At 62.2% G+C, this 21,012-nt stretch carries 18 protein-coding genes; 2 read left to right on the forward strand and 16 right to left on the reverse strand.

Annotated features, from left to right (window positions below):
- The first annotated feature begins 34 nt into the window (after nucleotides 1–34).
- Together ydiJ and PSH97_RS10580 are read left to right on the forward strand one after the other, a co-directional pair.
- Entirely contained in the window at nucleotides 35–3,097 is a 3,063-nt protein-coding gene (gene ydiJ, locus PSH97_RS10575; protein ID WP_305449116.1) for a D-2-hydroxyglutarate dehydrogenase YdiJ, read from the forward strand.
- A gap of 142 nt (nucleotides 3,098–3,239) precedes the next feature.
- Nucleotides 3,240–4,247: an Ldh family oxidoreductase gene (locus PSH97_RS10580; protein WP_305449117.1), complete on the forward strand. Its 1,008-nt coding sequence runs from the start codon at nucleotides 3,240–3,242 to the stop codon at nucleotides 4,245–4,247.
- Between the two features lie 243 nt (nucleotides 4,248–4,490).
- On the opposite strand, the gene PSH97_RS10585 is transcribed toward PSH97_RS10580, so the two are convergent.
- The 16 genes from PSH97_RS10585 to PSH97_RS10660 form a co-directional block, all read right to left on the reverse strand.
- Nucleotides 4,491–6,071 carry an aldehyde dehydrogenase (NADP(+)) gene (locus PSH97_RS10585; protein WP_305449118.1) on the reverse strand — a complete coding sequence of 527 codons (1,581 nt, stop codon included), beginning with the start codon at nucleotides 6,069–6,071 and terminating at the stop codon, nucleotides 4,491–4,493.
- 30 nt (nucleotides 6,072–6,101) lie between these two features.
- Nucleotides 6,102–7,499 (reverse strand): fosfomycin efflux MFS transporter AbaF, encoded by a 1,398-nt coding sequence (gene abaF / locus PSH97_RS10590; protein ID WP_305449119.1) that lies wholly within the window; start codon nucleotides 7,497–7,499, stop codon nucleotides 6,102–6,104.
- Between the two features lie 71 nt (nucleotides 7,500–7,570).
- Complete coding sequence (locus tag PSH97_RS10595; protein ID WP_007935491.1) at nucleotides 7,571–8,488, reverse strand: dihydrodipicolinate synthase family protein; 918 nt, start codon at nucleotides 8,486–8,488, stop codon at nucleotides 7,571–7,573.
- A 113-nt stretch (nucleotides 8,489–8,601) separates the two neighbouring features.
- Entirely contained in the window at nucleotides 8,602–9,630 is a 1,029-nt protein-coding gene (locus tag PSH97_RS10600; RefSeq protein ID WP_305449120.1) for a trans-3-hydroxy-L-proline dehydratase, read from the reverse strand.
- A 25-nt stretch (nucleotides 9,631–9,655) separates the two neighbouring features.
- Complete coding sequence (locus tag PSH97_RS10605; RefSeq protein WP_305449121.1) at nucleotides 9,656–10,378, reverse strand: amino acid ABC transporter ATP-binding protein; 723 nt, start codon at nucleotides 10,376–10,378, stop codon at nucleotides 9,656–9,658.
- Nucleotides 10,371–11,021: an amino acid ABC transporter permease gene (locus tag PSH97_RS10610; RefSeq protein WP_305449122.1), complete on the reverse strand. Its 651-nt coding sequence runs from the start codon at nucleotides 11,019–11,021 to the stop codon at nucleotides 10,371–10,373. Before PSH97_RS10610 ends, PSH97_RS10605 begins: the two co-directional genes overlap by 8 nt.
- A gap of 10 nt (nucleotides 11,022–11,031) precedes the next feature.
- Entirely contained in the window at nucleotides 11,032–11,697 is a 666-nt protein-coding gene (locus tag PSH97_RS10615; RefSeq protein ID WP_018928302.1) for an amino acid ABC transporter permease, read from the reverse strand.
- Nucleotides 11,690–13,468 carry a cis-3-hydroxy-L-proline dehydratase gene (gene lhpI, locus PSH97_RS10620; protein ID WP_305449123.1) on the reverse strand — a complete coding sequence of 593 codons (1,779 nt, stop codon included), beginning with the start codon at nucleotides 13,466–13,468 and terminating at the stop codon, nucleotides 11,690–11,692. Before lhpI ends, PSH97_RS10615 begins: the two co-directional genes overlap by 8 nt.
- A gap of 10 nt (nucleotides 13,469–13,478) precedes the next feature.
- A complete protein-coding gene (locus tag PSH97_RS10625) occupies nucleotides 13,479–14,297 on the reverse strand; it encodes an ABC transporter substrate-binding protein (RefSeq protein ID WP_305449124.1) in 819 nt (272 codons plus the stop codon).
- Nucleotides 14,298–14,660: 363 nt separating this feature from the next.
- Nucleotides 14,661–15,020 carry a DUF6124 family protein gene (locus PSH97_RS10630; protein ID WP_305449125.1) on the reverse strand — a complete coding sequence of 120 codons (360 nt, stop codon included), beginning with the start codon at nucleotides 15,018–15,020 and terminating at the stop codon, nucleotides 14,661–14,663.
- A 511-nt stretch (nucleotides 15,021–15,531) separates the two neighbouring features.
- Nucleotides 15,532–16,281, reverse strand: coding sequence for an AraC family transcriptional regulator (locus tag PSH97_RS10635; RefSeq protein WP_305449126.1), 750 nt, complete (start codon nucleotides 16,279–16,281; stop codon nucleotides 15,532–15,534).
- Between the two features lie 71 nt (nucleotides 16,282–16,352).
- Nucleotides 16,353–17,606, reverse strand: coding sequence for an NAD(P)/FAD-dependent oxidoreductase (locus PSH97_RS10640; RefSeq protein ID WP_305449776.1), 1,254 nt, complete (start codon nucleotides 17,604–17,606; stop codon nucleotides 16,353–16,355).
- Nucleotides 17,603–17,839: a (2Fe-2S)-binding protein gene (locus tag PSH97_RS10645; protein WP_305449127.1), complete on the reverse strand. Its 237-nt coding sequence runs from the start codon at nucleotides 17,837–17,839 to the stop codon at nucleotides 17,603–17,605. The genes PSH97_RS10640 and PSH97_RS10645 overlap by 4 nt, the downstream gene beginning before the upstream one ends.
- Complete coding sequence (locus tag PSH97_RS10650) at nucleotides 17,832–18,947, reverse strand: NAD(P)/FAD-dependent oxidoreductase (RefSeq protein ID WP_305449128.1); 1,116 nt, start codon at nucleotides 18,945–18,947, stop codon at nucleotides 17,832–17,834. The genes PSH97_RS10645 and PSH97_RS10650 overlap by 8 nt, the downstream gene beginning before the upstream one ends.
- Complete coding sequence (locus PSH97_RS10655; protein ID WP_305449129.1) at nucleotides 18,944–19,876, reverse strand: 4-hydroxyproline epimerase; 933 nt, start codon at nucleotides 19,874–19,876, stop codon at nucleotides 18,944–18,946. The genes PSH97_RS10650 and PSH97_RS10655 overlap by 4 nt, the downstream gene beginning before the upstream one ends.
- Nucleotides 19,877–19,981: 105 nt before the next feature.
- Nucleotides 19,982–20,653 (reverse strand): GntR family transcriptional regulator, encoded by a 672-nt coding sequence (locus tag PSH97_RS10660; RefSeq protein ID WP_007935506.1) that lies wholly within the window; start codon nucleotides 20,651–20,653, stop codon nucleotides 19,982–19,984.
- Between the last annotated feature and the right edge of the window lie 359 nt (nucleotides 20,654–21,012).

Here is a 21,012-nt window from a genome sequence, read left to right on the forward strand (position 1 = left end):
ATAGATTAGCTTTTTAGCCCGTAGGAACTCCATCATGATTGCCCGGTTATCGCCTCCTGATTCCCAGAAAACGACCTATGACGCGTTTCTGAACGCGCTCCAGGGGGCGGGGTTTCAAGGAGAGATTGCCCGCAACTATGGCGACCGAACGGTACTGGCCACCGACAACTCCATTTACCAGCGTCTGCCGCAAGCGGCGGTGTTTCCTCTGGATGCGCAGGACGTGGAGATTTTGTCGCGGCTGGTCAGTCATCCAGAACACAGTGCGGTGGTGCTCACGCCCCGGGGTGGAGGCACCGGCACCAACGGGCAATCGCTCACTGAGGGCGTGGTGGTCGACCTGTCCCGCCATTTGAACAAGATTCTCGACATCAATGTTGAGGAGCGCTGGGTCAGAGTACAGAGCGGTGTGGTCAAGGATCAGCTGAATGCCGCACTCAAACCTTACGGCTTGTTCTTTGCCCCTGAACTCTCGACGTCGAATCGCGCGACCATCGGCGGCATGATCAACACCGATGCGAGTGGTCAGGGCAGCTGCACCTATGGCAAGACTCGCGATCATGTTCTCGAGCTTTCGACGGTGTTGCTTGGCGGTCATCGTCTCACCAGCTCAGCGGTCGACCCCGAACATTTGCCCGCCCTGACCGGACGCAAGGACCGGGTGGGCGCGGTCTACAAGTGCGCAGTGGAGATCGCCGATACCCACGCTGATCTGATCGAAACCACCTTCCCCAAACTCAATCGCTGCCTGACCGGGTATGACCTGGCGCATCTGCGCGAATCAGATGGACGCTTCAACCTGAACAGCGTGCTTTGCGGCTCTGAAGGCTCGCTTGGGTTCATCGTTGAGGCAAAACTGAACGTCCTGCCCATCCCCAAATATTCGATCCTGGTTAACGTGCGTTACGCCGGATTCATGGATGCCTTGCGCGATGCCAAGGCGTTGATGGCCATGAAGCCTCTGTCGATCGAGACCGTGGATTCCAAAGTGCTGATGCTGGCGATGAACGATATCGTCTGGCACGGCGTCGCAGAGTATTTCCCTGAAAACCCTGACACACCGACCCTCGGGATCAACCTGATTGAATTCAGCGGTGATGATGAAGAGGTCGTGCAGCAAAGCGTTCACGAATTTGTCCTGCACCTGCAGCGCGATACTTCGGTCGTGCGGTTGGGCCACACGCTGGCGATCGGCGCCGATGCACTCAAGCGTGTTTATGCGATGCGCAAGCGAGCGGTCGGGTTGCTGGGCAATGTCAAAGGCGAGGCCAGGCCGCAGCCATTTGTCGAAGACACCGCCGTTCCGCCGGAAAACCTCGCTGACTTCATCCAGGAGTTTCGCGCACTGCTGGATAGCCATGACCTGCAGTACGGCATGTTCGGCCACGTCGACGCCGGTGTGCTGCATGTGCGCCCGATCCTCGACATGAAAGACCCTGCCCAGGCGGCCCTGATCCGCCCGATCTCCGATGCAGTCGCGGCCTTGACGCAAAAACATGGCGGTTTGTTGTGGGGCGAGCACGGCAAGGGCTTGCGGTCGCAGTATGTGCCGGATTACTTCGGTGATTTGTACCCTGCGCTGCAAGCACTCAAGGCCGCCTTCGATCCACACAATCAACTCAATCCAGGCAAGATCGCAACGCCGAAAACCGTGCCTGGCGCTCGACTGACACGCGTCGACGAAGTGACATTACGCGGCGACCTGGACCGGACAATCGATGAGCGTGTCTGGCAAAGCTATGACACCGCTGTTCACTGCAATGGCAATGGCGCGTGCTACAACTTCGATCCTGATGACGCCATGTGCCCCTCCTGGAAGGCGACGCGTAATCGTATCCACTCTCCCAAAGGCCGAGCATCACTGATACGTGAATGGCTGAGGTTGCAGGGCGAGCAGGGTGTTGATGTGCTGGAGGCAAGCGATCGCGTTCGTTTGTCCGCCGGGTCGCAAAGCGTTGCCCGCCGGGCCGTTAACAGCCTTGCACAAAAGCTGGGGCAGCCAGACTTTTCCCATGAAGTCTACGAAGCGATGAGCGGTTGCCTGGCCTGTAAATCATGCGCCGGCCAATGTCCGGTCAAAGTGAATGTACCGGAGTTCCGATCGCGCTTTCTTGAGCTGTATCACAGTCGCTATCTGCGCCCGCTCAAGGACTACCTGATCGGCTCGTTGGAATACACGGTGCCTTACATCGCCAGGATGCCGCGCCTCTACAACGTCGTGATGAGTGCTCGACCGGTTCGCTGGGTACTCGAACGAGCCGCCGGGATGGTCGATAGCCCGCTACTCAGCCTGGTGGATTTTGCTGCCGTTTGCCGACGTTGGAACCTGGAGGTGGCGACACCTCAGCGCCTGGCTGCCCTTTCAGATGAGCAGCGTGGCAAAAGCGTCATTCTCGTTCAGGACGCCTTTACTCGCTTTTTCGAAACTCCGTTGCTCGTTGACTGGGTGGAGCTGATCTCAAGACTCGGTTACAAGGTCTACCTGGCGCCGTACGCGCCGAACGGCAAACCACTTCAGGTGCAGGGCTTCCTCAAGGCCTTTGAGAAGGCTGCCAGTTTCAATGGGCAGTCTTTGCTGAGTCTTCAGCAGTACCAGATTCCACTGGTGGGGCTCGATCCCGCGATGACTCTGGTTTATCGACAGGAGTACGCCAAGACATTGAAAGACGGCCAGGCTCCTCTCGTGATGCTTGCGCAGGAGTGGCTGATCAATGCGCTGCCCGAGGGTGGAGTGGCGAAGGAGGGCGAGCCTTATCACTTCCTGCCGCACTGCACGGAAAAAACCAATGAACCAGGCAGCATCGGCCAATGGCAGAAGATCTTCGAACGTATGGGCCTGACGCTTCAGGTGCCAGCAAGCGGCTGCTGCGGGATGTCGGGTACCTACGGACATGAGGCGCGAAACGCCAAAACGTCGGACACGATCTATGGGCAATCCTGGAAGCCGCTCATTCAAAAGTTCAACCAATCGGGGCGAGTCGTTGCCGATGGCTATTCTTGTCGCAGCCAGGTCAAGCGTCAGGAAGGCGCGACGGTGCTCCATCCTCTGCAAGTTTTATTGGCTCGGGTGATTTCCTCAGAAGCGGGTGCTCAATGATTTTTGCACAACCAGCAGGGGGACCCGGCCAAGGGTCCAGCCTCTGAAGGCTGTGCCCATTTCGTCACCCTCCGTGACCAAACCCATCAAGCCACAGCTCCGCGGATAGACCACCCTGACCGGTCTGTCCAAGGAGATGAGCATGATCCGACTGACCCTGATCGAAGCCCGTGAGCTGGCCGAATCGATCCTGTTGCACAACGGTTTTAACCTGGCCCATGCGCAAGCGGTGGCGGCGACGGTGATCGCCGGCGAGCGCGATGGCTGTGCCTCCCACGGTTTGTACCGGATTTTGGGCTGCGTGAATTCCCTGCGAGCCGGCAAGGTGTCGGCCGATGCCGAGCCGCGAGTGATCGACCAGGCGCCGTCGATTGTGCGGGTGGATGCCGGTGGAGGTTTTTCGCAGTTGGCGTTCCAGGCGGGTCTGCCGTTACTGGAGGAGAAAACCCGGGCCAACGGGATTGCGGCGTTGGCGATCAATCATTGTGTGCATTTCTCGGCGCTATGGGTGGAGATCGAGCAGTTGACCGCCGCCGGGCTGGTGGCGCTGGCGTGTAATCCGAGCCATGCCTGGGTGGCGCCGGCCGGGGGACGTGAGCCGGTGTTCGGCACCAATCCTATAGCCTTTGGCTGGCCGCGGGCGGGGCAGGATCCGTTTGTGTTCGACTTCGCCACCAGTGCGATTGCCCGTGGCGATATCGAGTTGCATCGGCGTGCCGGCAAGGCGATTCCCGAGGGCTGGGGCGTGGACGCCGAGGGGCGGCCGAGCACCGATGCCAGCGTGGTGCTCGACGGCGGCGCGATGCTGACGTTCGGTGGGCACAAGGGCTCGGCGCTGGCGGCAATGGTGGAGTTGATCGCCGGGCCTTTGATCGGTGATTTGACCAGTGCCGAGTCGCAGGCCTACGACGCGGGTAGCAAGTCGTCGCCGTACCACGGCGAGTTGATCATCGCGCTGGACCCGCGGCGTTTTCTGCGGGAAGCCACCGAGGAACATTTGGCTCGGGCCGAGGTGTTGTTTCAGGGCATTGAAGGGCAGGGCGCGCGCTTGCCGTCGCAACGGCGTTATGCGGCGCGGGCACGCAGTGTGGTGGAGGGCGTGCAGATTCCCGAGGCCTTATACAACGACCTGAAAGTGCTGCTGACCTGATAACCCGCATGCCCACAGGCAATGCTGTTCACTTAAGCAATTTCAGCCGCGACGCATTCCTTGTAGCAGCTGCCGAAGGCTGCGTTCGGCTGCGCAGCAGTCGTGAGTCCGGCAGCCATGGTGTACCTGATACACCGCAATGGCTGATTTTACGACTGCTTCGCAGCCGAACGCAGGCTTCGCCAGCTGCTACAGATCGCATTACGGCTTAAGTGAACAGAGTATCTACAGGAGGTTGTGTGGTTAAACCGGTTCGCGGTGGCTGTTGCCATCAACCAGTCGCCTAATGCCCAGCGGGTTGGCGTTTTTCAGGGCGTCGGGCAACAAATCGTCCGGGCAGTTCTGGTAGCACACCGGGCGCAGGAAACGCTCGATAGCCAGGCTGCCGACCGACGTGCCACGGGCGTCGGAGGTCGCCGGGTAAGGACCGCCATGCACCATGGCATCGCAGACTTCGACGCCGGTAGGGTAGCCGTTGAACAGCACGCGACCGACCTTTTGTTCCAGCAGTACCAGCAGATCGGCGTGTTCCTTCAGGTCCTGTGCTTCGCCAATCAACGTGGCGGTGAGTTGACCGTGCAAACTGTTCAGCGCTTGTTGTAACTCGGCTTTATCGGCCACTTCGACGACAAGGGTGGTCGGGCCGAACACTTCTTCCTGCAACAGCGGATCGCCCTTGAGCAGCAGGCTGACGTCGGCCTTGAACAGTTGCGGCCGGGCTTGATTGCCGTGCTGGTCCTGGCCTGCCAGATGGCTTATCCCGGGATGGTCGACTAACGCCTGTACGCCTTTTTCGTAGCTGGCGAGGGTGCCGGCGTTGAGCATGGTTTGCGCCACCTGTTCGGCCATCAAGGCACTGAGCCGCGCGGTGAACGCGCTGAATTGCGGTGAGCCAATACCGATCACCAACCCCGGATTGGTACAGAACTGCCCGCACCCCTGAACCACCGACGCCACCAGTTCACCAGCGATCTTCTCGCCACGCACGAGCAGGGCTTCAGGCAGTACGAGTACCGGATTGATGCTGCTCATTTCGGCGAATACGGGAATCGGTTGTGGCCGTGCGGCAGCCATGTCACAGAGGGCGCGACCGCCTTTCAGCGAGCCGGTGAAACCGACAGCCTGGATCGCCGGATGCTTGACCAGCGCTTCACCGACGCCTGCACCGTAAATCATGTTGAACACACCTTTGGGCATGTCGGTTTGCTCGGCGGCGCGGATGATTGCATCGGCCACGCATTCGGCGGTCGCCATGTGGCCGCTGTGGGCCTTGAACACCACCGGGCAACCGGCGGCCAGGGCGGCCGCGGTATCACCGCCAGCGGTGGAAAAGGCCAGCGGGAAGTTACTGGCGCCGAACACGGCCACCGGCCCGACGCCGATCCGGTATTGGCGCAGGTCGACCCGTGGCAATGGCTGACGTTCGGGCAACGCGCGGTCGATGCGCGCACCATAGAAATCACCCCGGCGTAGAACCTGAGCGAACAGGCGCATCTGGCCGCTGGTACGGCTGCGTTCGCCCTGGATGCGTGCGGTCGGCAGGGCAGTTTCGCGGGTAACCAGGGCGACGAATTCGTCATCCAGGGCATCCAGTTGCGTGGCGATGGCCTCGAGAAATTCTGCACGGCGTGTCGCCGGCAAGTTACGAAAGGCAGGGTAAGCGGCAGCGGCGGCTTGGGCTGCGGCGTGCACTTCCTTGGCGGTGGCTTGCATGAACGAATAGGGCAGCGCTGCGCCGGTGCGGGCGTCATGGCTCTGCATCGCGATGTTGCCAGCGGCGCTGCGGGCACCGTCGATGTAGTTGTGGCCGATGATCTTGGGCATGGAAAAAAACTCCTGTCGAATAGGGGGGGCTCAAGCCAGCGAATCACCCCGGCGCGCAGCGGCCGGCGCGGCGTTATCCAGCGCAGCAATGCGCGCAGCGGATTCGGCATCCACCAGGTGCAACGACTTGCCGCGGGTTTCCCGGGTCAGGCCGACTGCAACGATGGAGATCAGCGCGGCGCCCACCAGGTACCAGGCGATCGGTGCCGAGCTGTGGTACTTGTTGAGCAGGGTGATGGCGATCAGCGGCGCGAGGGATCCGGCGAAGATCGGCGCCACCTGGTAGCACAGTGAAAGGGCGGTGTAGCGCACGTGGGTCGGGAACATTTCGGCCATCAGCGCCGAGTAGGGCGCATAGGTCATCGACTCGATGGCCAGACCCAGAATGATCGCCGCCATGATCAGCCAGTTGTTGCCGGTGTCCATCATCGGGAAACCGACAAAGCCCCAGAACGCGGTGAGTACCGCGCCGGTCAGGTAGATCGGTTTGCGCCCGACGATATCCGACAAATACCCCATCAACGGAATCAGGAAGAAGTGCACCAGGTGTGCGCCGAACATCAGCAGCAGAATTTCCGAGGTGTCCTTGTGCACCACCAGTTTCAGGTAGGTGATCGAAAAGGTGACCACGGTGTAATAGAGGATGTTCTCGGCAAACCGCGCGCCGATCCCCACCAGCACCGCGCGCCAGTGATGACGCAACACTTCCACCACGCCCAGTTGTTGCTGCTTGGTCTGCGCTTGCCGGGCCTGGGCCTCCTTGAAAATCGGTGCGTCATCGACGCTGGTGCGAATCCAGTAGCCGATCAGCACCACCACCGCCGAGAACCAGAACGCCACGCGCCAGCCCCAGGCGAGGAATTGTTCCTCCGACAGGTTCGACGACAACAGCAGCAGGGCGACGGTCGCCACCAGGTTGCCGGCCGGCACCCCGGCTTGCGGCCAACTGGCCCAGAAGCCTCGTCGATTGTCCGGGCAGTGTTCGGACACCAGCAGAATCGCGCCCCCCCATTCGCCACCGAAGGCAAAGCCCTGGATCAGCCGCAGCAACACCAATAACACTGGCGCGGCATAGCCGATGCTGTCGAAGCCGGGCAGGCAACCCATCAGGAACGTGGTGATGCCGACCACCACCAGGCTCAGTTGCAGCAGGCGCTTGCGGCCGAACTTGTCACCGTAGTGACCGAACACCAGCCCGCCCAACGGACGGGCGAGGAAGCCGACGGCGTACAGGGCGAAGGCGGCGATGATGCCGTCAATCGGGCTGTCGGTCTGGCGGAAGAACAGCTGGCCGAAGACCAATGCCGAAGCGGTGCCATAGAGAAAGAATTCATACCACTCGGCAACGGTGCCGGCCATGGCGGCGGCCACCACGCGTTTGAGTCCCGAGGGTGTGGTTGCGCTGGACGTGCTGTGAGGATTGGACATGCTGACGTTTCCTGTAGAGGCGCGAAAACAGGCAGCCGGGCCGGACCCGCAAGGATCCGCCCGGCAATCACTCAGAGACCGACGTCTGGCAACTGGGGACGGTTAGCCAGGGCCTTGGCCATGATCTGCTCGACGAACACCCGATCGGCTTCCGGCAGTGCCAGGCGTGGCGGACGGGTCAGCGCGCTGCCGCGACCGGCGATGGCTTCGCAGAGCTTGATGCACTGCACCAGGTCGGCGCGGGCATCGAGGTGCAGGATCGGCATCAGCCATTCGTAGATCGGCATGGCTTCGGCGAAGCGACCGGCCTTGGCCAGGCGGAAGATGGTTTCGCCTTCTTTCGGGAACACGTTCGACATGCCCGAGACCCAGCCCTCGGCACCCACCGCGATGCTTTCCAGCACCACGTCGTCGAGACCTGCGAACAGCACGAAACGGTCGCCGACTTCATTGCGCACGTCGATGAAACGGCGGGTATCACCGGAGGAATCCTTGAAGCACACCACGTTGTCGCAGTCGGCCAGGGAAATCAGAATGTCCGGGGTCACGTCGTTTTTGTAGATCGGCGGGTTGTTGTAGACCATCAGCGGTACATCGGCATTTTTTGCCACGTAGCGGTAGTGCTCGGCGGTCTCGAACGGCTTGGAGCCGTAGACCAGCGCCGGCATCAGCATCACGCCGTCGACGCCCACCCGGCGCACGGCATTGGCGACCTTGGCTGCTTGCACGCTGGTGAACTCGGCCACACCGCAAATCACCGGCACGCGACCGCGAGAGGCGTCGACCGCGACTTCGGTCACGGCGATTTTTTCTTCGGCGGTCAATGAGGTGTTTTCCCCCACCGAACCACACACCACCAGGCCCGATACGCCGTCACGGATCACGTTGGAAATCACCTGGTGGGTTTTTTCCAGGTTGATGGAGAAGTCATCGTTGAATTGAGTGGTCACCGCGGGAAAGACGCCACTCCAGTTAATGCGCTTGCTCATTGTTGCCTCCGGTTCGTTTATTGTATTTCGTATACGATATTTTAAATGCCGATGCTCGGCCAGTGGTTTTTTCAATCAATCAGGGTTTTGGGTAGCCGTTGGTCTGGGATGTTTCAGGCACCGGGCCAGGTGTCGGACAGGCGATAGCCCTGTGGCCACGGGTCGCTCGGGTCGAGCAGCAGTTGGTGGGTGCCGGTGATCCAGGCCCGGCCGGAAATGCACGGGTAGATCGCCGGGCGGCCGGCCACTTCGGTCAGGGAATCGATGCGGCAGTGGAATTCGGAACCGAGAATCGAACGACCGATAAAGCGCTCGCCGACCTGCATCAGTCCCTTGGCCTGCAGCACCGCCATGCGCGCCGAACAGCCGGTGCCGGTGGGGGAGCGGTCGATCTTGCCGGGTTGAATCACCACAGCGTTGGCCCCGGTGGCAATGCCGTTTTCAACCACGATGGGCGCGGCAATCTGGCAGAAGGAAATATGCGACCACTCGGGGTTCAGCGGATGGACGAAGCCCAGCTGTTCATTGGCTGCGCGGGTGATTTTCAACCCGACCTCGACCAGCTCGGCCGCCTCGTCAGGGCGGATGGCAAAGCCCAGGCGTTCGGCGTCGGCGATGACAAAACTGTCGCCGCCGTACGCGGTGTCGACCTGCAAGGAGCCCAGGCCTTCGACTTCGATCCAGGCGTCGAGGCGGTCCGCGAAGGAGGGCACGTTCTTGATTTCCACCCGTTCGACCTTGCCATCACGGCAGTCGGCCATGGCTTCGATCAAACCGCCGGGCGCTTCGAGCACCAGCCGGGTTTGCGGTTCGGTCATCGGCAGGATGCCGCTGTCGAGCAGCACCGTGGCCACACACAGCGAGTTGGAGCCGGACATCGGTGGCGTGTCCGCCGGTTCCATGATGATCCAGGCCATCTGCGCCCGAGGGTCCTTGGCCGGCACCAGCAGGTTGACGTGGCGGAACACGCCGCCGCGGGGTTCGTTGAGGACGAAATTGCGCAGGGTTTCATCCTTGGCGATCCAGCGTGACTGTTCCCACACGGTGGCGCCCGGTGGTGGGGCGACACCGCCGACGATCACGTCGCCGACTTCGCCTTCGGCATGGCAGCTGACCACATGAATGACTTTCGATGAACGCATGGCTGACTCCTTTTATCGCCTGTCGTTACTTCACTGATTTGAGAAACGCCGCCGTTTCCGCATGCACCGGATTGCCAATCACCTGATCCGGCGAGCCAATCTCGTGCACCAGGCCATTGCGAAAGAACGCCACGCGGTCGGACACATCCCGGGCAAAGCGGATTTCGTGGGTCACCAGCACCATGGTCATGCCGTCTTCGGCGAGCATGCGCATGGTGTCCAGCACCTCGCCCACCAGTTGCGGGTCGAGGGCCGAGGTGGCTTCGTCGAACAGCATGTAGTCCGGCGACATGGCCAGGGCGCGGGCGATGGCCATGCGTTGCTGCTGGCCTCCGGACAACTTGCCGGGGAAGGTCTTGAGCTTGTCGCCCAGGCCCACGTGGGTCAGTTGTTGCACCGCCAGCTCTTCAGCTTCAGCCTTGCTTTTGCCCAGCACTTTGCGCGGCGCCAGCATCACGTTTTCCAGCACCGTCAGGTGCGGGAAGGCATTCCATTGCTGGAACACGATGCCGATTTTCTGCCGCAGGCGGTTGAGGTCAGTGGCGCTGTGATGGACCTCGACGCCATCGACGCGGATGTTGCCTTTCTGAATCGGTTCCAGGCCGTTTATGCACATCAGCAGGGTCGATTTGCCGGAGCCCGAGCCGCCGATGATCGACACCACCTCGCCCTTGTTCACCGTCAGGCTGACACCCTTGACCACGGCCAGATCGCCGAAGGATTTATGTACGTTGTCGATCTCAATCATTTTCTTGCCACCTTCTTTCCAGACGAGCGCCCAGGCGTGCGACCACCAGGCTCATGACGTAGTAAATAAGGCCCGCGATGCACAGCACCAGCAACGGTTCCTGGATGCGGGTGACGATGGTTTGCGAGGCGCGCAGCAGTTCGACGATGCCGATCCACATCACCAGCGCGGTGTCTTTCATCACGCCGAGCACCAGGTTCAACCAGCCCGGAAAAGCTACCCGGGTAGCCATCGGCAGGACGATCCAGCGCAGGTCCTGCAGGAAGCTCAGCCCCAGCGAGCGACTGGCCCGGCGCAAGGTGAACGGCACCGACAACACGCCAGCGCGCACGATCTCGGTGAAGTACGCGGCGGCGTAAACCCCCAGCACAATGCAGCCGACGCTGAAGGCGCTGATGTTCAAACCGACGATGCTTTTGAGCGAGTTGAACAGCACGAACTGGATCAACAGCGGCACGCTGCGAAACACGTCCAGCACCCAGGCCAGGGGCAGGCTGGCGCGTGGCAACAGCGCCCGCAGCAGGCCAAACAACAGCCCGGCGAAGGAACCGAGGATGATCGACCAGAACGTCAGTTGCAGGGTGACCCAGGCGCCATCGAGCAGGAACAGCAGGTCATTCCAGGAAAAACTGGTGGAAAACATGGTCAAGCCCTCAGTAACGGAACAACCGCCAGGCCATCAGCCGGGCTGACGCGACGATCGCCTTGGCAATCAGGTAATACAGCGCGGCGGCGATGGCGAAGTATTCGAAGGTGCGGAACGTTTTGACGTTGTAGTCCTGGGTCACCCCGGTCAGGTCATTGTTCAGTCCGACGATCACCCCCAGCGACGTCATCAGCACCGCCCAGACCATCTGATTGGTCAGCGGATAGAACACGATCCGCAACAGCTGCGGGACGATGATCATGCGGTAGGCCTGGAAGGCACTCATGCCCAGCGAACGCGCGGCGCGCACTTGTGTGTCCGGCACGGCCTTGAGGCCACCGCGAAAGTTCTCCGCCAGATACCCGGCATTGTTGAAGGTGATACCGGCCAGCAGGGCGAACCATGAGCTGACGTGCAAGCCCAGCGAGCCGAGGCCGAAGTAGAGGACGTAGATCTGGAACAGCGACGGGGTGTTGCGCGCGATCGATACCCAGCCGTTGCCGATGCCGCGCAGCAGCGGGGTTTTGCTTTCGCGCATCACCGTCAGGGCCAGGGCGATCAACACGCCGAAGATCATCGACAACGCGGCGGTCTCGAAAGTGACCCAGGCGCCGGCGAGCATGTCCGGCAGGGCGCGCAGGGTGGCGCGCCATTGGAAGGTGTAATCAAACATGCGCGAGCGTCTCCTGAGGGGTGGCAATGTTCAGCCAGGCCGGCAGACGACCGCTGGCCGTGGCACTGCAAGCGGTATCGACACATTCAGCCAGGCTGGCGAAGTGCACCTTGCGGCCCACTAGGCCGGGTGCGTAATGGGCGTATTTGCCGGAGTTGGTCATCAAGGTTTTTGCACCCGGCGGGATCACCGGTTCGCCAAGCATGCACCAGCAGGTATCGGTGACCAGGGTGGCGCCGAAAGCTTCGATCACGGCGATATGCCCGGCTTCGCGAGCCTGCTCCAGCACGGCGCGGCCGCAGGTAATGGCGAGGACCACGTCAGGGTGTTTGTGCCGACCGAGGCACAGCCGTGCGAGGTGGGCGAACTCGCTGAGGGAGAAATGCGGGTTGCCCAGCGACACCACATCCACCCGGCTGTCGCGGGCACTGTTGAGTTCGCGCCAACTGACCAATAGATCGGTCAGGCGGATTTTTTCCACGGGGATGGACACCTCCATTTCCAGCACCTGTTCCGGGTCGATAGCTTCCGGGGTGATCCCGGCGATATGGAACAAGGGGGCGGCGGAGGTGGTGGCAAACGCTGCGCCGAATGCTTTGAGGTCGTCCAGGCTCGGCTGGTGCTTTTCCAACCCGCGCACCAGTGGAATCCGGCTGCCCGCCAGCGCGCCGATGTGGTAACCGAGCAGCGGGTAGAAGGCGTCGTCCAGTTCACCCAAGGCGGGCAACTCGATCTGCAGTCGGGCCTTGCGTTGCGCGTCCAGATGGCAGCCGATCAACGGCGCGCGACCGGTCAGCGCGATGCAGATGTCCAGGTAATCCGGATACTTCAGGGTGCGTGCGCCGAGCACGCTGTTGGCGTAGACCACTGCGTTGGATTCGGCCCAGACAATCTGCTCGCCAGCCTTCGGTGCGCTGTCGAGCAAGTAGGGCGCGCAGGTGAAACTCAGCTGTGCACCCATCGCCATATAGGCATCGCCCAAGGCACTGGCCGGTTCGCCGAGCGCCGGGTCGATGCCCAATTCGCGCCAGCGGCGCTGGTCCACGGAAATCGAATTGAGGGTGGTGGGCACCCGCACGTTGGCGCCCCATTGCACCAGTTGTTCGGCAAAGCGCAGGCTCGCAGGTCCGGTGTAGATGCAGCCGTCGATGTGCGCCTGGGTGACATCCACCAGGCAGCGGGCACCTAGCAATTCGGCCATGCGCAGGACGATCTGCATGGCCACTTGCGCAGCCTTGCCATGCTGGCCGTCGAGCAACGCCCTGTCGTGTTCTGTAAGTTCGATCGCGGTGGCGATATCGATGCTCGGCAAAGAGCTGTCGAGTGCCTGCCAGGCATCGCCCGGCGGGTGCTCGAACAGACTCAGCGTTGTGTCCTCGACCCGAGCGAAAGCCTTGCCGCGCAATGCGGCAAAGGCCTCTCGGCCGATGCACAGCACCGGCAGGGAACGCTCGAAAATGGTCTGCGCCACCAGCACGCCCAGGGTCAGGATCTCATCGGGCTCGGCCAGCACCAGTGCGGCCGGTGCGTGACCGTTGCTGATCAGTTCCATCAACACACTACTGCCGGTGCACGAGCCGCGACCGCTGGGGATGGCCAGCACGCGGCCGGCCAGGTATTCGCCGCTGAGCGGATGGTGACGGTCAATGATCTCACCACTAAACGGATCGACCCCGCCCCAGAAACTCAACCCGATATCGGCGAACAGCAGGGCGCCCTCGGCGGCGCCCGCGACCAGACTGCGGCCGGTCAGAGAAGTGGGCCTAGGCATGCCGGACACCTCAGTAGTAGACCTGGGGCACGGTCAGGTTGGTCGGCGAAATTTCAGTGCCGACCCATTTGACGAACAGCTCCTTGTAACGACCGGTGCGCACCTGCTGGTTGACGAACAGGTTGAGGTAATTGAGCAGGCCATACTCGTTGCGCTTGGCGCCGAGGGAGACGTAGTCGATCACGTACGGCGCGTTACCGGCGACTTTCAGGTTTTTGTATTTGCCCGACTTGAGGGTGGCGGCGGCCACGGTGTTGGTGACCACGGTGGCGGCGATATGGCCCTGGGCGACGGCTAGCAGGGTGTCGTTCTGCGACTGATAGGCGCGGAAGGTGCCGGTACCCCAGTTCTTCACGTCTTTCTCCAGGGCGATGGCTTCGTAGGTGCCACTGGTGTTGCCCACGGGTTTGCCCTTGAGGTCATCGAAGCTGTTGATGCCGGTGTCGTCGCGGGTCAGCACCACCATCTGGAAGGCGAAGTAGGGCACGGTGAGGCCGACGGTCTTGGCCCGTTCGAGGGTGTCGGAGGTGGAGGCGACGATCACATCGGCCCGCCCGGAGACCAGCGCCGGAATGCGGTCCGGGAACGGTGTCTCGACCACTTCGGCCTCGACCCCGAGAATTTTCGCCAGGTCATGGCAGTAGTCCACGTCGAAACCGGCCGGGTTGTTACCGGCATCGCGGAAACCCATGGGCGGGAAGTCCAAGGTCACGGCGCAGCGCAGCTTGCCCGAACCGATGATGTCGTCGAGCTTGTCGGCCTGGGCGGTGGCGATAAAGGAGGTACTGAGAACAGCGCTGAGGGCTACGGCAAATGCGGGGTTTTTCATAGAGGCCTCGTTGGTGTGAAGTGCTGTTGGATATCGTATTGAGGATTTCGTATACGATATTAAATATAGCAATCAACGTGCCTGTTTCCAGGTCGGGGCGTGAATTTATTGTCAGGCCTTGGAGTAGAGGTGTTGCGGTGCGTCAGAGTGACGCCGTGAGGGGCGGGGGCCGCGATGGTGGGTGTTACAGATGGGAGCAATGGTTGTGCGGGGCGCCCCTTTAAGGAACATCGCCACCTGGTGATCGTTCCCACGCTCCGCGTGGGAATGCAGCCCGGGACGCTCCGCGTCCCTTTCCCGAGCTGGAACGCGGAGCGTCCCTTGAGGCATTCCCACGCAGAGCGTGGGAACGATCAATCCTCGCTAGCCTTGTGGATCGAGGTTATCCAGCACTCGATTCACCGCCAATTCACCGAGCATGACCACTGATTGAATCCCCAACATCACGTTGCGATGGGGCATGTCCATCAACCCGGCGAATTCGCTGAGCATCATGCTCGCTGACGCCAGGGATTCGCAGGCGTTGACCAACAGGGTTTCGTTATCGACCTTGGGGCCGACGTGGTAAATGGTGCTGGGTTTGCGCTGGGTGTCTTTGGGAGTGGGTGGTTTGAGGTAGTGGTCGAGGGCGCGGTCGGCGGCTTCGTGGAGTTTTTTCGAATCGAGGGATTCGTAGGGGGACACGTCGTCGGGTGCTGGTGGGTTGGGTGTTGGTTTGAACATAGATGGAACTCCATATGTGATTAAAGGAGCCATCACCCTCGCTACCAAACGAAGAGGTGGTGGCCATACGAAGGTTGGTAGACCGGCCCACATGGAAAAACCGGCGCGCCCGAGGGCGCCCTGCGCATGGCCACCATAAAAGCAAATGCTAGAAGCACCTGCATAAGGTGACGCTATGCGACATGTGGACGGCGGGCTACCAAACCCGATCGCTGTTTTTCAGCGACAGGGAAACGATATAGCTCCGGCCACAGGCGCACTAGCCGGCGGATTCTGGCGTAGTCGTAGGCAGCGGCGCAAGAATGTGTAGCCTGAGTGAGTGTCTGGAAGTGTCATTTAAACAGTGCTTGTTTAGCGGTCTGACACCGAGCCTTGTGGTGGCTGTACCGGCCTCATCGCGGGCAAGCCCGCTCCCACAGTGATTGGTGTCGTTCACAGATTCTTTGGCCAACGCAGATACCTGTGGGAGCGGGCTTGCCCGCGATGAGGCCCGAAAGAACACCCACATTCCCTAACGCTGAGTATCGCGATACTGACTCGGTGACAGACCGGTCAACGCGCGAAACTGCCGGCTGAACGCACTGTGGTCGGTATAACCGCAGCGCAGGGCGATCTCGGTGATCGGCAACTCGCTGTGCAACAACAACCGCGAACCTTCTTCCAGGCGCGCCTTGTTGATCATCTGCCGTGGGGTGAGCTGGAACACCCGCTTGCAGTGACGCTCCAGTTGCGCCACGGAATAACCGGCGATGGCGGTCAGTTCGGCAAGGCTGATGGAGCGGGCGAAGTGGCTGCGGATGTGCGCGTCCACGGCGGCGAGTTTCTGGAACGCAGGGTGATTGGACTGTGGCGATTGCAGGTCGCGGGAGATCCCGGCCAGGCCCACGATGTGGCCCTGTTCATCCTTCAAGGCGAGTTTGTGGGTCAGGCACCAGATCGGCTGGTTGCCGTAATACAGGTGCAGCTCCAGTTGGTCGGCCATCTCGCGACCGCTGGACAGCACCCGCCGATCCTGTTCGGTGTACAGCGGGCCGAAACGTTCCGGGAAGACCATCTCGGCGGTGAGCCCCAGCAGTTCCTCGCGATGTTTGAAGCCGCACCGCCGGGCCAGGGTCTGGTTGACGAAGGCGTAGCGGGCTTCGCGGTCCTTGATGAAAAACACCACGTCCGCCAGGGTGTCGAGCAGCGGCGCAATCGGCTGCAGGCTGTTCAACAGCGTGGGCAGATCGCAGGGTTTGAAGGTGCTGAGCGAGGGGTACATGGCGCTGGGGTCTGAGGGCGACCCCGGGATCATAGAGGCTCGGCAGCGTGACTGAAACCCCCGAGGGGGTTTCAGGCCGGCGGGGTGTCGTCCAGGCACATCAAGGTCTCGATGCGTGCCGGGCTGAAGGGTGGGCGGGGCGCTGAAGGTTGCCAGCCAAACAGGTGCTGCACCGCGCCGCCACACACCCGGCCCTGACAGGCACCCATGCCGCAGCGACTGGCCAGCTTGGCTTCGCGCCAGTCGGTGTGCCCGGTCAATGCGCCGTAGGGCACGTCTTCGCAGCGGCAGACCAGGGTGTCGGGACCGGCCAGGGATTTGAGTTGCGGGTCGAGGGCGAAGGCCTGATTCAGTGCCTTGGCAAAACCCTGCCAGCGCGCCCGACGTGGCCACAACTGGCGTGCCGCTTCAAGGTCACCGACCGCCGCGTGGCCCGCAATGGCACCTTCGACCAAGGCCAATTCACTGCCACCAAACCCGGTGCATTCTCCCGCCGCAAAATGATCGACGCGACTGGCCTGCCAGGCATCCACGGCCAACGCCTGACCCTCGATGGCGTAACCCAGTGCCTGGCCCAATTGAATGTTCGGGATCAAGCCGAAACCACAGGCCAGCCGATCACATTCCAGTTCGACGATTTTGCCCTGCTGTTGCAGGCGCACACCTTCCAGCCGATCAGTGCCAAGGGCGGCCAGCACATGCGTCGCGGTGCGGTAATGGCGGTCGAACAGGCTGAACGATTGCAGCCATTTGCCAGGCCAGCGGGGCAGTTGCGCGGCGAAACCGACGACGGCGGTGCGCGACGCTTGCTCGGCGATGCGCTGGATCTGCGCGCCGTGTTTTTTCGCCGTGGCGGCACTCGCCAGTAACAACGGGCCGCTGCCAGCAATTACCACGCGCTCACCCTGCACCGGCAGGCCCGCCTTGATCAGCGCCTGCAAGCCACCAGCGCCGGTCACGCCGGGCAACGTCCAGCCGGGGAAGGGCAGCAGCAACTCGCGGGCGCCGGTGCACAGAATCAATCGGTGATAACTGATCAGCCAACCGGCATCGTCATTTTCGACCAACAGCTGTTTCGGACCGGGACTGGCGATCACCCGAGTGCCGGCGTGACGGCGGATGTTGCTGCAAGTCTGCAAACGCTCACGTAGACGACGGGCCTGATCGGGTACGTTGGCTTGAGGGCCGTCACGCCAGATTTGCCCGCCCGGCAGCGGATTGTCGTCGAGCATGACGATGCGTGCGCCACTGGGGGCGGCGGCAAGAGCAGCGGCCATGCCGGCGGGGCCGGCACCGATAATCAGCAGATCGGCGTATTCGTTCATGGGCATGTCTGCACCTGCATGCCGTCTCGGCACAGGGTCTGGCAGGCCAGGCGTCGCCGGCCGTCGATGGTCACCCGACATTCCTGGCAGATGCCCATGCCGCACAGCGGTGCGCGGCGCTGACCACTGACCGACGTGCGCGCGCAGCCGTCACTGCCCAACGCCAAGGCCGCGGCGACGCTGGTACCTTCGGCCACCTTCAAGGTGCGGCCGTCCAGCAGTAATTCAGGCATAGGCGGGTTCTCCGAGGAAACGCTGGGGCAGATAGGGTTGCGCGGCCAGTGGCGGGGTTTCGTTGAACAGCTGCGCCACCAGCAAGTCGGCCGTGCCGGGGGCCGTGGTGACGCCCAACCCTTCGTGCCCGACCGCCAGCCACAAACCCTGCTGCTGTGGGTGCTGGCCAACCAGCGGCAGGCCGTCGGGGCTGGCGGCGCGAAAGCCGGTCCAGGCGCGGATGCCGTTGAGTCGGGCCAGCCCCGGCATGTATTCGGCGGCGCGCTTGAGCATTTTTGCCAGCATCCAGCCTTCGACTTGCGGGTTGGTGGTGCCGAATTGCCGCGAGGCACCGATGAACAATTGCCCGGTGGGGCGCGGCTGAATATTGCAGGCGGTCGATGGCCCGGTGGCGTTGTGGGCGCTGGTGACGTAACCCAGTTCCACCAGGGTGTGGGTGACGGTGCCGGGGTAGCGGTCGGTAATCAGCAGATGGCCTTTTTTCGGCTCGATGGGCAACTCTGGGCACAGTTCGTTGGCCTGAATGCCGTTGGCCAACACCACCGCTTCGGCCCGCAACCACTGACCGTCGTCAAGGCAGACGCGATTGCCATCGACCGCGCTGACCCGCGCCCGGTGCTGACGGATGTTCGGAGTGTCGAGCATCCAGCGGGCCGTCGCCGGCGCATACAGAATGCCGTCGCCATTGATCAGCAAGCCGCCTTCCAGATCCTCGCGCAGTTCCGGTTCACGCTGGCGCAAGGCGCCGGCACTGACCAGCTCACACGCTACGCCCTGGGCTTTCAGGCTCAGGTATTTGCTGTGGGCGACCGCCATTTCCTCGGCGTTGGCTGCCAGCCACAGTGTGCCGTTGTTGCGGTAAGCGCAGCCGTCGGGCAGGTCCGGCGCCAGTTCGCGCCAGCGTTGCAGGGAATATTGGCTCAGGGCCAATTCGGCCGGGTTGTCATCGAGCACCAGCAGGTGGCCCATGCCTGCCGCCGTCGCACCGTGCAGGCCGGCGTCCAGCACCAGCACCTGCAAGCCACGACGGGCCAGCGCCTGGGCGCAGGCGGCGCCGATGATGCCGGCGCCGATCACGATCACATCGGCCACCAGGCCCTCGCTCATGGACGAATGCCCCAGGCAAACGGGTCATCCTGTTCGATGATCAAACTGGCTTCGGCGCTGATAAAGGCACGGCCGCGAATGGTTGGCACGATGCGTTCGCCCTGCCATTCGTACGAGCCTTCGAACTCGCTGCCGATGACACTGGCCTGACGCCAGATCTGCCCCGGTTGCAACTTGTCGTCGGCGGCCAGGCACGCCAGTTTGGCACTGGTGCCGGTGCCGCAGGGGGAGCGGTCATAGGCCTTGCCGGGGCAGAGCACGAAGTTGCGGCTGTCGGCGTGAGCGTCATCGGCGAACAGTTCGATATGGTCGATCAGCCCGCCGTCTTCGCCACGAATGCCCTGGGCCTCCAGCGCCTGCTGCACGGCGTAGGTATAAGCGGTCAGCGCGTCGAGGTTGTCGCCGGCCACCCGCAGGCCATGCTCGGCGATCAGGAAAAACCAGTTGCCGCCCCAGGCGATATCGCCGACCACCTGGCCGATGCCCGGTACCTGCAATACCAGCGCCTTGCGGTAACGGTAGGCCGGCACATTGCGCACGCTCACCGTATGGTCTTCGTGCAGGGTCGCCTGCACCGTCCCCACCGGTGTTTCGATGCGGTGCACGCCGGGGCCGATCTTGCCCAGATGCGCCAACGACGCCACCAGCCCGATGGTGCCGTGGCCGCACATGCCCAGGTAGCCGGTGTTGTTGAAGAAAATCACCCCGGCACAGGCGCTCGGGTCCACAGGTTCGCAGAGCAGGGCACCCACCAGCACGTCGCTGCCACGGGGTTCCAGCACACAAGCGGCGCGCCATTGATCGTGATGTTCGGCGAGCAGCTTGCGACGCTCGGCCATGCTGCCGGTGCCCAGGTCAGGAAAGCCGGCGGTCACCAGACGGGTCGGTTCGCCGCCAGTGTGGGAGTCGATCACGGTGATGCGTTTCATGGGAGGGCCACGTCCGTTCAGATGAGTGAACGCAAGAGTGGCCTGTGCGGCGGGGTGCCGGCTTGATGGATTTATCCTGTGCCGATGACGAAATCGGCACAGCGCTTAGTGGGCGTGAGGCAGGTGCTCGAACAGGGTTTTGCAGACCCCGGCAATGTGTTCGTCCAACAGCTTCACCGCCAGCTCTACATCCCCGGCACGACAGGCCGCGAGGATCTCACGGTGCTCGTGATCAGCCCGTTCCTTGCCGGCCGACAGGCTCATTTGCATGCGCAGGTAGCGCTCCAGCTTGTCGTTGACCGAGCGAATCAGGCTGACCAGGAACGGCCGTTGCGCCGGCTCGTAAAGGCAAGCGTGCAGCTCCCAATTCAGCTCGGCCCAGCGGCCCACGTCGTCCTCGCCGATGAACTCCTGACAGATGCGCTCGGCCCGAGCGAAGGTTTCTTCGGTCATGTTGGGAATGGCCAGGCGCAGTATCTTGTCCTCCAGCAACATGCGCACTTCGAACATCTGCGCCAGCTCGGCATCGGACACCCGCGTGACCATCGCCCCGCGATTGCGCTGGAACATCACCAGCCCTTCAGCCTCCAGCCGCTTGAGGGCCTCGCGCACCGGAATCTTGCTGACGTTGAACTGGCGGGCAATGTCGTCCTGGCGAATCGGTTCGTCTTCGGCGAAATGCCCGGCGACGATGGCGTCGCGCAGATGACGGGTGATGATTTCCGAAGTCGAAGGCGTATTGCCAAGGTCGGGGGCGTTGAGTTTGGGTAGGTTCACGGCGGCGGTCGTTTGGAGTGAGATGGCGATAGGGTATACGAAATTCTTTCGCTGCGAAGTTCCAGACGATGGCCGCCCCGAAGAACAGGTATCAGCGGGGCGCTACCCAGACGCTTCGCGTGGGATCTCACCGGTCTGAATAGTCATTTGACAGCGCATCGGCCCGGATTCGAGCGGGATGCCCTGAGTGGATATCTGCGCGAAGCCGATTATGCTTCAAGGAACTTCGCAGCGATGCGAGGCCGCCAGCCTGTTTCCATGCTTCGCGCAGTCCTTGATCCGATGACATCAGCCCTGGGGCCTGGGTACGGTAAAAAGGTAACGAGGTACTCCGCCCTATAACAAGAGCAAGACGGAGA

The sequence above is a fragment of the Pseudomonas cucumis genome, from assembly GCF_030687935.1.
In the GTDB taxonomy this organism is placed as follows: Bacteria; Pseudomonadota; Gammaproteobacteria; order Pseudomonadales; family Pseudomonadaceae; genus Aquipseudomonas; species Aquipseudomonas cucumis.